Raw genomic sequence first — 13,836 nt, 5'->3', positions numbered from 1 at the left:
CGGATTAACGATGTTGATTGGAGCAATGGTCAGCTTCATGGCTTCTGGCAACGCGGCGGCTCAGGACATCGACGGGCCAGCGTGTACCGATCTGGCGCTTTTCCAGAAACTCGAAGAATTGATCTATGTCGACCACGGTCCCGAGGGCGTGCACCCCGGAGACCGTCGCATCCTGCGTTGGGCGGTTCACGACGCCGAGGACAATCGGATCGGCGTTTTCCATGTGATCACAACGGTTCTCCAAAGCGTCGAAGGGCGCGGTGATGCCGTAACTGCATCGGGGACGATCGTATTCCCGAACGGCGACGTGGTCGCCTCGATCACCACCGATCTGCCCGATGCCTCCGACACGGAGCGGAGCACGCTCGGTCCGGTTGACTGGGCGATCGTAGGCGGCACCGGCGACTTTGCGTCGGCGACGGGCACGTTGATCACCAGCCCGCCGGAGGACGGCGACTACAATCTCCAGGATTGGACGCTGGACATCACCATGTCCTGCCCGGGCTAAGTGCAAGCGGCTAGTAACCCGCCTCAGCGTCGACAACATGGCGTAGCGGCTCTCCGGCTTCGTAAGCCCGGATCTGGTCAAGGATCAGATGCGTTAGCGCCTCCGGGTTGCTCCAGGCGGCGCAGTGAGGCGTGATCACCAGATTGTCGAGGGCCCAGAGGGGACTGTCGCGGTCGAGCGGCTCGGTCTCGAACACGTCGAGACTGGCGCCGGCCAATATGTCGCGCTCCAGTGCGTCGATGATATCGGCTTCGACCTGTAGTCCGCCGCGGCCGGCGTTGATCAAGACGGGCCCCTGCAACCGCCCGTCACGGGCGAGGGTCTCGAAAAGCGGCATCGCCAGAATGCCGCGAGTTGCCGGGGTGAGCGGCAGGAGGCAAACGAGGATATCGGTACGGGCGAGGAACGCGTCGCGCTCACCCGGCCCGGCGAAGGTTTCGATACCGTCGATGGATTTGGGTTGACGGCTCCAGCCAGCCACCTGGAACCCAAGCGCGGTAACAGCGGCTGCGGCGGCGCGGCCTAGGACTCCGAGGCCCATGATTCCGACCCGCACTTCGGAAGCCGCCGGCTGGCTGCGCTCGCGCCAGACGCGTTCGCGCTGTTGATGCAGGTAGGTCAATTGCCGGCGATGGTGGATGAGCACCTGCAGCACCACCCATTCGGTCATGCGCCGGGTGAGGTCGTCGTCGACGACGCGACAGGTGGGAACATCCGGGAGATCATCATGTACGACGATATGCTCGACACCTGCGCCGAGGGAGAAGATCGCCTTGAGATGCGGCAATCCCTGCAGGGCGGCGAGCGGCGGTTGCCACGCCATGACGTAGTGGATGGCGCCGGGCTCCGGCAGGTTCGGCCAGACGAAGACCTCGCGCCCCGGCTCGACGGCCCGAACCGCATCGAGCCATGGCTGCGGGTCCCAGGGCCCGCTGGCAATCAGAATCGCCCCCCGGTGCGTCATCGTCCTACTGCGACACCACTCCGCGCGGCGCGGCGATCATATCGAAGGCCGCCGCCATCAGGGCCTTGGTGTAATCCGTTTCCGGATGTTCGAACACTTTCGCCGACGGCCCGCTTTCCACCACCTTGCCGTTGCGCATGACCACGATGTCGTTGGCCAGCGCCTTCACCACCTTGAGATCGTGGCTGATGAACAGATACGCGAGGTCGTGTCGCTTCTGCAGGTCCCGCAGCAGGTCGACCACTTGCGCCTGGACGCTCATGTCGAGGGCGGATGTCGGCTCGTCGAGCATGACGAATTTCGGTTCGAGCACCATCGCGCGCGCCACGGCGATGCGCTGGCGCTGCCCGCCGGAAAACTCATGCGGGTAGCGGAACCGGGTCGCGGGGTCGAGGCCGACTTCCTCCAGCGCATGGACGACCTTGCGGTCGCGTTCGGCGGACGACAGGTTCGGCGCATGGATGGTAAGACCCTCCTCGACGATGTCGGCGACCGACATGCGGGGGCTGAGTGAGCCGTAAGGGTCCTGGAAGACGATCTGCATCTCGCGGCGGAGCGGTCGCATCTGTGTGAAGTTGTTGTTCTCGATATCGTGACCCAGGAAGACGATCCGACCTTCGGACGAGATGAGGCGCATCATCGCCAGGCCGAGCGTGGTCTTGCCGGACCCGGACTCCCCGACGATGCCGAGCGTCTGCCCGGCGCGCACCGCGACATCGATCCCGTCGACGGCCTTGATGTGGCCGACCACCTTGCGCAGCAGCCCGCGCTTGATCGGGAACCAGACCTTGAGGTCGTCGGCTTCCATGACGATCGGCGCGTTGGGATCCGAGGCTGGCGGATCACCCTTGGGCTCAGCCGAGAGCAGATGTCGTGTGTAGGGATGCTGGGGGGCGGTAAACACCTGCTCGGTAGGGCCCGCCTCGACGATTTCCCCTTCCGTCATCACACACACCCGCGTCGCCATCTTGCGGACGATGCCGAGATCGTGGGTGATGAACAGCATCGCCATGCCGGTCTTGGCCTGCAGGTCACGGAGAAGCTCAAGAATTTGCGCTTGGACCGTCACGTCCAGCGCGGTCGTCGGTTCGTCGGCGATCAGAAGATCGGGCTCATTGGCGAGCGCCATGGCGATCATCACTCGCTGGCGCTGTCCGCCGGACAACTGGTGCGGATACGATCCCAGGCGCTCCTCCGGATCGGGAATCCCGACCTGATCGAGGAGCTCGAGCACACGCTCACGAGCCGCGGCGTCCGAGAGGCCGCGATGCAGCTTCAGCGTCTCGCCAATCTGCCGCTCGACCGTGTGAAGTGGATTAAGCGAGGTCATCGGCTCCTGGAAGATGATGCCAATGTCGTTGCCACGAACCGCGCGGAGCTCGGCGTCGGGTGCGGTGAGGAGATCGACATCCTTGAAGCGGATGACACCAGTGGGGTGGGAAGCCGCCGGGTAGGGCAGAAGCTTCATTACCGACAGCGCGGTGACCGACTTGCCCGAGCCGGATTCGCCGACCAGCGCGACGGTTTCGCCGCGGCCTATGGTGAAGCTCACATGCTTGACGGCGACGGTGAGATGACCGCCCTGGTGGAACTCAACGCCAAGGTCGTCGACGGCGAGCAACGGCTCGGCTGTGGTGCTGGGCTCGGTCATGCGGGCTTTGCCTGATCCGGTATCTGCTCGCGCTTCCCGTGGCTATCGGCCATCGCCATTACTCGAACACCTTGCGCGGATCGAAGGCATCGCGGACGCCTTCGCCGATGAAGATGAGCAGCGAGAGCATCACCGAGATGACGAAGAATCCGGTTAGCCCGAGCCAGGGTGCCTGGATGTTGTCCTTGCCCTGCGCCAGCAGTTCGCCCAGCGACGGTGAGCCCGGCGGCAATCCGAAGCCTAGGAAATCGAGCGAGGTCAGCGTGGTGATCGAGCCGTTGAGGATGAACGGCAGGAAAGTCAGGGTCGCCACCATCGCGTTGGGCAGCAGGTGGCGGAACATGATCGTGCGGTTGCCGACGCCGAGGGCGCGGGCGGCGTTGATGTACTCGAAGTTGCGGCCGCGCAGAAACTCGGCACGCACGACCCCGACAAGCGACACCCATGAGAACAGCAGCAAGATGCCGAGCAGGACGAAGAAACTCGGTGCGATCACCGAGGAGATGATTAGGAGCAGGTAGAGGGTCGGGATCGACGTCCAGATTTCGATGAAGCGCTGGAAGATGAGGTCGGTCCAGCCGCCGAAATAGCCCTGGACCGCACCGGCGATCACACCGATGACCGATGAGATGATGGCGAGGGTCAGCCCGAACAGCACCGAGATGCGGAAGCCGTAGACCAGTCGCGCGACCACGTCGCGACCCTGGTCGTCGGTGCCGAGCCAGTTCCAGTTGCCGGGTGTGCAGTTGGGATCGTCGACGCCGAGCGCATAGCGTGAGCAGCGCTCCTGAAGGCTCATCATCCACCACGGCGGCGCCGGCGCCGGGCGCGCCAGTTCGTTGTTAACGGTGCGGTTGGCGTAGCGGATCGGTGGCCACACCATCCAGCCATTGGCGCTGATCTCATCCTGGATGAAGGGGTCGCGGTAGTCGGTGGTCGCCAGGAAGCCGCCGAAGCGGGACTCCGGATAGTTGTTGAACACCGGCAGCAGGATGTCGCCCTTGTAGGAAACGACGATCGGCCGGTCGTTGACGATGAACTCCGCGCCGAGCGACAGGACGAACAGCACGAGGAAAATCCACAACGACCAGTAACCGCGTCGGTTGGCCTTGAAGTTCTCCCAGCGCCGGCGGTTGAGCGGCGACAGCCGGAACTTCTCGGGCGGCGGCTCGGCCTGACCGGGCTCCGGGTAGATGGTCTCGAGGTCGCGCTTTTCGAGGACCTGGTCCACCTCAGACCTCGCGCGTCTCGAAGTCGATCCGGGGATCGATCACTGTGTAGGTGATGTCGGAGGCGAGGTTCACGAGGAGCCCCATCAGCGAGAAGATGTAGAGCGTGGCGAAGACGACCGGGTAGTCGCGATTGATCACCGACTCGAACCCAAGCAGCCCCAACCCGTCGAGGGAGAAGATCGTCTCGATCAGCAACGATCCGGCAAAGAAGGATGAGATGAACGCACCGGGAAATCCGGCGATGACGATGAGCATCGCGTTACGGAACACGTGACGGTAGAGCACGGACCGCTCGGTCAGGCCCTTGGCCCGCGCGGTCATCACGTACTGCTTGCGGATTTCATCGAGAAACGAATTCTTGGTGAGCAGCGTCGTCGTTGCGAAGGCTGACAGCGCCATCGCCGTCAGCGGTAGCGCCAAATGCCAGAAGTAGTCGACGATCTTCTCGTACCAGGGGAGCGACGCCCAGTTGTCGGAGGTGAGGCCGCGCAGCGGGAACCAGTCGAGGAAGCTGCCGCCGGCGAACAGGACGATCAGGAGGATCGCGAAGAGAAAGCCAGGGATCGCGTAGCCGACGACGATCACTCCACTTGTCCAGACGTCAAAGCGCGAGCCGTCCTTCATCGCCTTGCGTACGCCGAGCGGGATCGAGATCAGGTAGGAGATCAGGGTCATCCACAGCCCGAGCGAGATCGACACCGGCAGCTTTTCGATGATCAGATCGACAACGGATATGTCGCGGAAATAGCTCTCACCGAAATCGAAGCGAATGTAGTTCCACAGCATCAGGCCGAAGCGTTCGAGTGCTGGTTTATCGAAGCCGAACTGGACCTCGAGTTGGCGGATGAATTCGGGATCGAGCCCCTGAGCACCGCGATAGTTCGAGGTGACGTCGCTGCCCCCTCCGGCGCTTCCGCCGTCGGCGACGCCTTGAAAGTCGCCGCCACCGCCGGAGATCCGTGCAGTGGCTGAAACGTCGGTGCCCTGAAGTTGAGCGATGATCCGCTCAATCGGGCCGCCCGGCGCGAACTGGATGACCAGGAAGCTGATCGCCATGATACCGATGATCGTCGGGATCATCAGCAGCAGGCGCCGGGTGATGTATGCGCCCATCGGGTTCCTTTGTTATCCGGCCTTGCCGATGGCGGCGGCCTTGTCGGCATCGAACCACCAGGTGTCGATGACCGCGCGATCGTAAAGCGGCTTGGTTTCGGGGCGCTGGTACATGTCCCAATACGCGATCCAGTGGGTCGGTTTGTACCACTGCGGTACCCAGTAGTAGCCGGCCCTCAAGACGCGATCGAGCGCACGGCTCGCGGCGACGAAGTCCTCCCACGTATCGGCATGGACGATTCTGTCGAGGAGAACGTCGACGGCCGGATCGGCGATGCCGGCGAGGTTGTTCGAGCCGTTCTGCGCGGCCGAGTCCGACCGGAAAAACTGATAGATCGCCTCGTCGGGCGCAAGCCCCATGTTGAACCGAACCACCACCACGTCGAAATCGAAGGTGTCCAATCGTGCGGTGTATTGCGCCGCTTCGACGACGCGATACGTGGCTTCGATGCCGATCGAGCGCAGATTGTTGATGTAGGCGTTGTGGTGCGGTTCGAACGAGCGCGTGTTGCCGAGGAACTCGAACGTCAAAGGGTTGCCGTCCGGCTTCAGCAGCGTGTTGCCGGACAGGGTGTGTCCCGCTTCCTGAAGCAGGGCCAACGCCTGGCGCCGCAGGCTGCGGTCGCGTCCCGTGCCGTCGGAGACCGGTGGCACCACCGGTTCCTCAAAGACGGCGGGGTCGACCTGGTCGCGCAACGGCTCCAGGAGCGCCAGTTCGTCGGCGCCGGGAAGGCCCTCGGCCTTGAGCGGCGAGTTTTCGAAGAACGAAGTCGTCCGGTCGTAAGACCCGAACATGATGTTCTGATTGGTCCATTCGAAATCAAACACCGTCGCGATCGCGTGGCGGACCCGCGGGTCGGCAAAATGCGGCCGGCGGGTGTTGAAGAACCAGCCTTGGGCGCCCGACGGCCTGCCGTCGGGCAGCTCATCCAGCTGAACGCGTCCCTCGCTGACCGCCGGAAAGTTGTAGTCGCGCGCCCAGATCCGCGACGTGAACTCCTCGCGGAAGGTCATCAGACCCTTCTTGAACGACTCGAAGGCCGGGACCCGATCGCGGAAGTAGTCGAAGCGCAACCGGTCGAAGTTGAAGCGCCCGACCATCACCGCCACGTCGGCGGCCCAGAAGTCCGGCACCCGCTCGTATTCGATAAAGCTGCCGAACGAATAATCCCTGACCCGCAAGGGGCCGGACCCGAGCGGCGCCTCCGACAGCGATGCCGTGAAGTCGCGCCCTTCCCACCAAGCCGCTGAGAAGATCGGCACCATCGCCGCGATCGTCACCGGCAGGCCACGGCCGGTATCCTCAGCGAGTTGGATCCGGATCGTCCGATCGTCTTCGGCAACGACCTCGATAATGCCCTTTAACTCGGTTGAGATGTTTGGATGGCCTTGATCGCGGATCTTCTCGATCGAGAACACGACATCCGCTGCGGTGATTGGTGTGCCGTCGTGGAAACGCGCTTCCGGACGGAGGAGAAAGCGCAACGTATTCTGATCGTCTGACACTTCGACGGCTTCGGCCGCGTACCCGTATACGCTGCGCGGCTCGTCCCAGGCATAATCCATCAGCGTCGCGTAGGTGTGCTCCATGCCGAAGGCGCCGTCGCCGCTGAGCACATGCATGTTCAAAGTGTTGAAGGTATTGAAATTCTGGTTGTAGATGCGTTGCCACGCCTGGGTCTTCAGCTCGCCGCCCCTCGGGGCGTCGGGATTCACATATTGGAGATGGGCAAAGTCCGGCGGGTATTTCAGGTCGCCCAGGACCGCCAGACCATGCGTGCGGCGGAGTTCGTTCGACATCGCCGGGAGGGGTAGAGCCGCGGCCAGCGCCCCAGCGCCCGCGACCTGCAGCGCGGTGCGGCGGGTGAGGCCGCGGCGGCCGATCACGATCGTCCTCCGGTCTGAGCTGCCTTTTCCTCGTCCCACCACCAGATGGTGGGAAAGCCGAGCGCGAATCTGCCATAGCCTTCCGGATGGCCGAACCGATTCCAGTAAGCGATCCGTTCCGGAATGATCGTATAGCTCGGGATGACGTACTGGTTCGCCATCAACACGCGGTCGAGCGCCCTGGTGGCCGCGACCAGTTCTTCACGATCTTCCGCGAAGATGACCCGCCGGATCAGTTCATCGACCGCCGGATCCTTGATCCCCGCGTAGTTTTGCGAGGAGTCGCGGTCAGCGGCTTCCGATCCCCAGTAGTTGAGCTGTTCGTTACCCGGCGAATTGGACTGGGCCCAGCCACTGTAGATCATATCGAAATCGCGGGAACGCACGCGGCTGACGAACTGATTGGAATCGACCGAGCGGACACGTGCCTCGATGCCAATTCTCGCCAGCCATTGCTGATAGGCGAGTGCCACCTTCTCGATGACGTTTGTATTCAGCAAAATCTCGAAGGTTAACGGCTCGCCAGACGCGTTACGCATGACATTGCCGTCCAGCGTGTAGCCGGCCTCTCCGAGCAGTTCCACGGCTTTCGACAGATTCGCGCGGAGCTTCTGTCCGTCGCCGCCAACCGGATTGACGTACGGCTCCGTAAAGACCTCTGGTGGAACCTGGTCGCGAACGGTTTCGAGAATCTCCAGTTCTTCGCCCTCGGGCAACCCGGTCGCGGCCAGAGGTATCCCGTGGAAGAACGACCCGATGCGATCATACTGATCGAAGAAAATCCGACGGTTAAGGTCTTCGAAATCGAACGCATAGTTGAGCGCCCGCCTGACGAGCGGATCGTCAAAAGGCTCGCGCCGCACGTTGGGAATAAATCCGACCATGACGCCGGAGACCTGTTCCAGTTCCACCAACTCCTTGATGATGCGTCCATCCCGCACCGCGGGGACGTTGTAACCGGTGGCCCAACGCTTGGCCTCGTTCTCGGCCCAATAGTCGAAGTTGTCCGCTTTGAACGCCTCAAACTCGACGTTTCTGTCGCGGTAATGTTCGAAGCGTATCTCATCGAAATTGTTCTGGCCGACATTGACGTTGAGGTCAGCCGCCCAGTAGTCGGGCACCCGCTCGTAGGTGATCGAACGGCCCGGATTGACCGAGCTGATGCGATACGGTCCGGAACCGAGCGGCGGTTCAAGCGTGCCGGACGCGATGTCCCGCTGGTTGCCCTGGGCGTCGGTTCCTTCCCACCAATGCTTTGGCAGAATCAGCAATTGGCCGACGATGAGCGGGAGTTCGCGGTTGCCGGTCTGGTCGAAGGTAAAGGTGATCTCGCGGTCGCCGGTGATCTCGGCGCCGGTGACATGCTGGTAGTAGAAGGCACGGCGCGGGTCGAGTTCGACCGTCTTTTCGAACGACCAGACAACGTCTTCCGCGGTGATCGGTTGGCCGTCGTGCCATTTGGCGTTGGGGTTCAGCCGGTAGGTCACGCTCGACAGATCGCTGGGGACCTTTTTGGCCTCGGCTATAAGTGGGTACTCACCAGAGATGTCTGCTTCGTCAAAGGCACTCGTGAACAGCGTCTCGTAGATAAGGCCGAGACCATTAGCAGCAACGCCGCGCGGCAAGATCGGATTCAGTGTATCGAAGGTCGGACTGACCCCGGACAACCGCGCCACACCGCCCTTCGGTGCATCCGGATTGACGTAATTGAAATGGGGGAAACCATCCGGATATCCAGGCTCGCCTATTAGGCTCGCCGAATGGACCCACTCGCCGTCATCGGCGTACCCGGGGCCGGTGGCGGTCAGCATCAAGGCTGCTGACAGGGCAATTACAGACGAGGTAAAGACTCGCATCCGCCGCGCTGCTCCTCATTGGGGCGGCAATCATCAACCGCCAATATGCCGTCTCTCCGGCAATAATAAGGGCGAAGCGGCGCGAGTGACACCGCACAAGCGCTACCTTACAGAGATTTCATGCGGACTTGATCTCGTCAGGATCGGGAGATTTGGGAACGAACGCGGCGGTCCGGCAGATCTTTGGCGATTTGACCGCCTGTTATTGGCCGGATTCAAGGGAATCCGTACCTTGGTCATCACTCCGTGGGTGCCGGTGCTCGGCCCGTGGAGATGCCGATATCAGCCCCCAGATTCAACCGCCGGATGGTGAATCCGCTTCGTCAGCGGCGGGTGTCTCCTCGGCCGCGGCCTCGTCCGCTGCTTCCTCTGCCGGGTCAGTGCCCTCGGCAGGGGCGTCCTCGGCGGCCTCCTCGTCAGCGATAACCTCGGCTTCGTCGGCATCCGGGCCGGCTTCCTCGGCGGCGGTCTCGTCTGCCGCCTCTTCCTCGGTCGATGCCTCGTCGCCGATCTCTTCCGCGGCCGCGTCGTCGTCGGCCATCTCTTCTTCCGATTGGCCCTGTTCTATCTCCTCGGTCGCAGCGGCTTCCGCCTCGGGAGTCTCAGGAGCGGCCTCCTCAGCCTCGACCACCGTGACCGCCGGCAGCGGAACCGGATCGTTCGACAGCGAGCGGAGAAAGAGGATCATGTCGGCTCGCTCATCGGGTCGGCGAATCCCGGCGAACGCCATCGCTGTGCCGGGCAAAAATCCTCGAGGATTTTCCAAATAACCGTCGAGTTCGTCGAACGTCCAGGTCCGACCCTCGGCTGCTGCTGTCTGGATCGCTTCGGAATAACCGAAATCGCCAATGTGGGCATACGGACCACCGACGACGTTCCATAAGTTCGGCCCGACCCTGTTGGGCCCACCCTGCACGAACGTATGGCATGCGATGCACTTCCTGCCTTGCGTCTCGCCCGCTCCAAGATCGGCGACTTGCAACCGATCAGCGATCGGCGCCACCTCCGGCTGGCCCGATCCGGCCCCGTCTCCGGCCCCGCTATCCGCGACGGCGATGACATAGCCCGGCTCTTCGACGTGCGGCGTGTCGTAAATCACCGCCGCCATGATGTTGACCGCCATCACCGCCACCGCGGTGCCAAGTACTGCGCCCGCAATCTTGTTGAACTCGAAATTCATGGCTGGTTCCCGCTTGGGCCGTCCCCTGCCGGCCGGGTGGGCTTCGGCCGTTCCAATTGAGCCGGAAAGTACAGGCTTTGCGCCAGTCGAGGCAACACGTATAAGCGCAAGCGCCTTGAGACCTTTTGCCCCGGTTATGCCGGGCCGGAGACCGGACCATGCCGCTTGCCGCGGCCATCATCCTCATTCCAGCGCGAATGGCGTCAACCCGCCTGCCCGGCAAACCGCTGGCCGATATTCACGGCGAGCCGATGATCGTCCATGTCTGGCGGCGTGCGATGGAGGCTGATCTCGGTCGCGTCGTGGTGGCGACCGATGAGCCTGCGATCGCCGAAGCGATCAAAGCTGCGGGCGGCGAGGCCGTTCTCACTCGGTCCGATCACCTCAACGGAACGTCGCGGATTGACGAGGCGTTGACCACGGTCGACCCCGACGGCAGGGCGGAGGTAGTCGTCAACCTCCAGGGCGATCTGCCGACCGTAGAGCCTGAGACACTGCGGGCATCGCTGGCGCCGCTTTCGGACGCCAACGTCGATATCGGGACTGTTGCGGCGGAAATTGTCGACGAGGAAGAAAAGACGGCACCGAGCGTGGTCAAGGTGATTGGTACGCCGATAGCCCCACGCCGCCTGCGGGCCCTTTACTTCACCCGGGCGACCGCACCATTCGGAGACGGGCCGCTGTTCCACCACATCGGCCTCTACGCCTACCGCCGTTCGGCGCTGCGCCAATACATGGACCTGGCGCCCAGCCACCTTGAGACACGCGAACGACTGGAGCAGCTGCGCGCGCTGGAAGCCGGTATGCGGATCGATGTCACGATCGTCGACGCCGTACCTCTCGGTGTTGACACCGAAGCCGACCTCGCTCGCGCTCATGAGCTCCTGTCAACAACCGAAACTGTAAAGGTCTGAATCGTTTGAAGAAAATTGTGTTTCAAGGAGAGCCGGGGGCCAACTCGCACCTTGCCTGTCGGGAAGCCCGCCCCGATGCGGAGGCCGTGCCCTGCCCGACGTTCGAGGATTGCTTCGGTGCGGTCGCGCGGGGCGACGCCGATCTCGCAATGATCCCGATCGAAAACTCGGTTGCCGGACGGGTCGCCGACATCCATCACCTGTTGCCGACGTCTGGTCTTCACATCATCGGAGAGCATTTCCTGCCGATCCACTTTCAACTGATGGCGCCGAAAGGGGCGACAATCGAGAGTATCCGGTCGGTGCACAGCCACATTCATGCGCTCGGCCAGTGTCGCAAGATCACGCGCGCGCGGGGCTGGAAGCCGGTGGTGGCGGGCGACACGGCAGGCGCGGCCCGCGAGGTCGCCGAAGCCAACGACCTGAGTCAGGCTGCTTTCGCACCGCGGCTCGCGGCGGAACTCTATGGGCTGGAAATCCTCGAGGAGGATGTCGAGGACGAAAGCCACAATACAACGCGGTTCATCATCCTGGCGCGGGAGGCGGTCCGCGCGGCGCAGCGCAACGGCCCGGTGATCACCACCTTCGTGTTCCGGGTCCGCAACGTTCCGGCCGCGCTCTACAAGGCCCTCGGCGGCTTTGCCACCAACGGGGTCAATATGACCAAGCTGGAGAGCTATCAGCTTGACGGTCAGTTCTTCGCGACCCAGTTCTATGCCGACGTCGATGGCCATCCCGACGACAGGCCGCTGACGCTGGCGCTGGAGGAGTTGCAGTTTTTCTGCGCCGAATTTCGCATTCTTGGCGTCTATCCGGCGAGTCCGTTCCGCGAAGGCCTGGGGTAGGCCTTCGCGGTCCCGGTCGTTATCCGGGGCGAGGCCTGGCCCGATTCAGTTCTTCGGATGGTCCATCGATTCCATCGATGCGGGCAGGCAATTGAGCGCTACCAGCGTGATCCCGACGTCGGCCTTGCCGTCGCAATCATAAGCCATGTCAACGCCTTCCGGCGGGTCGATATTGTAGATGATATGGCCGGGGTCGTCGCTCGGTTCGCTGGTGCGCAGCGTGGATACCGCGCCGTCACAGTCGACGGAGGACTGATCGGTGAACACCGACGCCGGCACGACAAAGATGTGCTGCTTGTCCGGTGTTTTCGCGCAGAAATGTCTGGTGAATTCGGCGAAGTCGGCGGCTTGCGAGACGTCGGCGGCGTGGGCGGCCAGGCTCGATCCCATTACCAGTCCTGACGCGATCACGATCGTACGGAGCATGTCACCCTCCTCGGTTGGATACAGAAGACCGCGATCACCGCGGCTCCGATGGACCTTACGAGGCGCGATGGTGCACGGTTATGACGGTTTTCACAAATGCGGTTTTGCGAGAGGTAGACCGAACCTCAGTCGAATGCCGTTCGGCTGCGAATAGCGGCAGCGAGAGTCCCCTCGTCGAGATAGTCGAGCTCACCGCCAACCGGAACGCCGTGGGCGAGGCGAGAGACCTTCACGCCCGTCCCTGTAAGTTGGTCGGTGATGTAGTGGGCCGTGGTCTGTCCCTCGACGGTGGCGTTGACGGCGAGGATCACCTCGTTAACTCCGCCTGCGGCCACCCGCGCCACCAGGCTAGCGATTCCGAGGTCGTCAGGACCGATGCCATCGAGGGGCGACAGCACGCCACCGAGGACGTGGTAGCGCGCGTTGACCGCGTCGGCGCGCTCCAGCGCCCACAAGTCGGCAACTTCCTCGACGACGACGATGGTCGCTGCATCGCGTCGGGGGTCGGCGCAGATCATGCAGGGATCGGCGGTGTCGACGTTACCGCAGATCGAGCAGACGACGATCTTTTCGGCCGCCACAGCCATAGCGCTCGCCAGCGGGACGAGCAGGTCGTCCTTTTTGTTGATGAGATGGAGCGCTGCGCGCCGAGCTGAACGCGGACCGAGCCCCGGCAGCTTGGCGAGCAGCTGGATCAGGCGTTCAATCTCGGGTCCGGCAGTGGCGTGGGGCATTTCCTAGCGTATGAATTGGTCGACATAGTCCGCGCCGAGGCCGCAGTCGGTATAGTGCTTGCGACACATGTCGATCTTGGTGAATACGTCCTCGAAGCCGAGCGTCTTGCCCCAGGGGTCGACATAGAGCATCAGACCGTTCACTTGGAACAGGGTGATCATCTCCGAAACGTCCTCGGGCACGATCAGCGTGTGGGTCTCGCCCGGCGGTTCGTAGACATAGCCGCCCTCGACCGCCTCCCAGTCGTGCTCGAGGTAGTGCCAACGACCCTTCAGCACGTAGCCATGGACCGGGTTGGTGTGCCGGTGACGGGTGAGAACGCCGGAGCGGGTGACCTTGAGGAGATTGACCCAATACCCCTGCGATGCGCTGAGGCAAAGCGGTCGGAACCAGATATTGTCCGCTTGAGGCACCCAGATGCGATCATCCTCGGGAAGAACGCTGGGTATGACCACATCGGTTGCCGCCTCGCTCGGCATTGCCAGCTGGTACGGCATGCGGGGATTGGGATCTTCGCGGTCCATC

The 13,836-nt window shown here is 62.9% G+C and carries 13 protein-coding genes; 3 read left to right on the top strand and 10 right to left on the bottom strand.

The window, feature by feature from the left end; genetic code table 11:
- Positions 1–10 precede the first annotated feature (10 nt).
- A complete protein-coding gene (locus tag ACO076_RS03275; RefSeq protein WP_421725304.1) occupies positions 11–508 on the top strand; it encodes a hypothetical protein in 498 nt (165 codons plus the stop codon).
- A 10-nt stretch (positions 509–518) separates the two neighbouring features.
- Here the strand turns inward: ACO076_RS03275 and ACO076_RS03270 are convergent, their stop codons facing one another.
- From ACO076_RS03270 to ACO076_RS03240, 7 genes are all read right to left on the bottom strand, one after another.
- Positions 519–1,472 (bottom strand): 2-hydroxyacid dehydrogenase, encoded by a 954-nt coding sequence (locus tag ACO076_RS03270; RefSeq protein ID WP_421725303.1) that lies wholly within the window; start codon positions 1,470–1,472, stop codon positions 519–521.
- Between the two features lie 4 nt (positions 1,473–1,476).
- Positions 1,477–3,123 carry an ABC transporter ATP-binding protein gene (locus tag ACO076_RS03265; RefSeq protein WP_421725302.1) on the bottom strand — a complete coding sequence of 549 codons (1,647 nt, stop codon included), beginning with the start codon at positions 3,121–3,123 and terminating at the stop codon, positions 1,477–1,479.
- 58 nt (positions 3,124–3,181) lie between these two features.
- Positions 3,182–4,318, bottom strand: a complete 1,137-nt coding sequence (locus ACO076_RS03260; protein ID WP_421726662.1) for an ABC transporter permease — start codon at positions 4,316–4,318, stop codon at positions 3,182–3,184.
- Positions 4,319–4,355: 37 nt separating this feature from the next.
- Complete coding sequence (locus tag ACO076_RS03255) at positions 4,356–5,468, bottom strand: microcin C ABC transporter permease YejB (RefSeq protein ID WP_421725301.1); 1,113 nt, start codon at positions 5,466–5,468, stop codon at positions 4,356–4,358.
- A gap of 12 nt (positions 5,469–5,480) precedes the next feature.
- Positions 5,481–7,355, bottom strand: coding sequence for an extracellular solute-binding protein (locus tag ACO076_RS03250; RefSeq protein WP_421725300.1), 1,875 nt, complete (start codon positions 7,353–7,355; stop codon positions 5,481–5,483).
- Positions 7,352–9,211 (bottom strand): extracellular solute-binding protein, encoded by a 1,860-nt coding sequence (locus tag ACO076_RS03245; protein ID WP_421725299.1) that lies wholly within the window; start codon positions 9,209–9,211, stop codon positions 7,352–7,354. Before ACO076_RS03245 ends, ACO076_RS03250 begins: the two co-directional genes overlap by 4 nt.
- A gap of 295 nt (positions 9,212–9,506) precedes the next feature.
- Entirely contained in the window at positions 9,507–10,391 is an 885-nt protein-coding gene (locus ACO076_RS03240) for a c-type cytochrome (RefSeq protein ID WP_421725298.1), read from the bottom strand.
- A 158-nt stretch (positions 10,392–10,549) separates the two neighbouring features.
- Here ACO076_RS03240 and ACO076_RS03235 point away from each other — a divergent pair, with 158 nt between their 5' ends.
- Both ACO076_RS03235 and ACO076_RS03230 read left to right on the top strand, forming a co-directional pair.
- Positions 10,550–11,305, top strand: coding sequence for a 3-deoxy-manno-octulosonate cytidylyltransferase (locus tag ACO076_RS03235; RefSeq protein WP_421725297.1), 756 nt, complete (start codon positions 10,550–10,552; stop codon positions 11,303–11,305).
- Entirely contained in the window at positions 11,302–12,150 is an 849-nt protein-coding gene (locus ACO076_RS03230; protein WP_421726661.1) for a prephenate dehydratase, read from the top strand. The genes ACO076_RS03235 and ACO076_RS03230 overlap by 4 nt, the downstream gene beginning before the upstream one ends.
- Before the next feature lie 45 nt (positions 12,151–12,195).
- Here ACO076_RS03230 and ACO076_RS03225 read toward each other — a convergent pair whose 3' ends face one another.
- From ACO076_RS03225 to ACO076_RS03215, 3 genes are all read right to left on the bottom strand, one after another.
- The gene (locus tag ACO076_RS03225) at positions 12,196–12,576 is read right to left on the bottom strand and encodes a hypothetical protein (protein ID WP_421725296.1); all 381 of its coding nucleotides are present in this window, start codon (positions 12,574–12,576) and stop codon (positions 12,196–12,198) included.
- Between the two features lie 125 nt (positions 12,577–12,701).
- Positions 12,702–13,310, bottom strand: coding sequence for a recombination mediator RecR (gene recR / locus ACO076_RS03220; RefSeq protein ID WP_421725295.1), 609 nt, complete (start codon positions 13,308–13,310; stop codon positions 12,702–12,704).
- A 3-nt stretch (positions 13,311–13,313) separates the two neighbouring features.
- On the bottom strand, positions 13,314–13,835 hold the full coding sequence (locus ACO076_RS03215; protein WP_421725294.1) for a 2,4'-dihydroxyacetophenone dioxygenase family protein: 522 nt from the start codon (positions 13,833–13,835) through the stop codon (positions 13,314–13,316).
- Position 13,836 lies beyond the last annotated feature (1 nt).

Source organism: Bauldia sp. (assembly GCF_965232525.1).
GTDB lineage: Bacteria > Pseudomonadota > Alphaproteobacteria > Rhizobiales > Kaistiaceae > Bauldia.
The sequence above is the reverse complement of the archived record's forward strand: the minus strand, read 5'-3'. Positions and strand labels throughout refer to the sequence as shown.

Excerpts from the sequence above, each read along its gene's own strand:
- ACO076_RS03215 (WP_421725294.1), bottom strand. The coding sequence starts at position 13,835 with ATGGACCGCGAAGATCCCAATCCCCGCATGCCGTACCAGCTGGCAATG.
- ACO076_RS03255 (WP_421725301.1), bottom strand. The coding sequence starts at position 5,468 with ATGGGCGCATACATCACCCGGCGCCTGCTGCTGATGATCCCGACGATC.
- ACO076_RS03240 (WP_421725298.1), bottom strand. The coding sequence starts at position 10,391 with ATGAATTTCGAGTTCAACAAGATTGCGGGCGCAGTACTTGGCACCGCG.
- ACO076_RS03265 (WP_421725302.1), bottom strand. The coding sequence starts at position 3,123 with ATGACCGAGCCCAGCACCACAGCCGAGCCGTTGCTCGCCGTCGACGAC.
- ACO076_RS03235 (WP_421725297.1), top strand. The coding sequence starts at position 10,550 with ATGCCGCTTGCCGCGGCCATCATCCTCATTCCAGCGCGAATGGCGTCA.
- ACO076_RS03225 (WP_421725296.1), bottom strand. The coding sequence starts at position 12,576 with ATGCTCCGTACGATCGTGATCGCGTCAGGACTGGTAATGGGATCGAGC.
- ACO076_RS03270 (WP_421725303.1), bottom strand. The coding sequence starts at position 1,472 with ATGACGCACCGGGGGGCGATTCTGATTGCCAGCGGGCCCTGGGACCCG.
- ACO076_RS03275 (WP_421725304.1), top strand. The coding sequence starts at position 11 with ATGTTGATTGGAGCAATGGTCAGCTTCATGGCTTCTGGCAACGCGGCG.
- ACO076_RS03245 (WP_421725299.1), bottom strand. The coding sequence starts at position 9,211 with ATGCGAGTCTTTACCTCGTCTGTAATTGCCCTGTCAGCAGCCTTGATG.
- recR (WP_421725295.1), bottom strand. The coding sequence starts at position 13,310 with ATGCCCCACGCCACTGCCGGACCCGAGATTGAACGCCTGATCCAGCTG.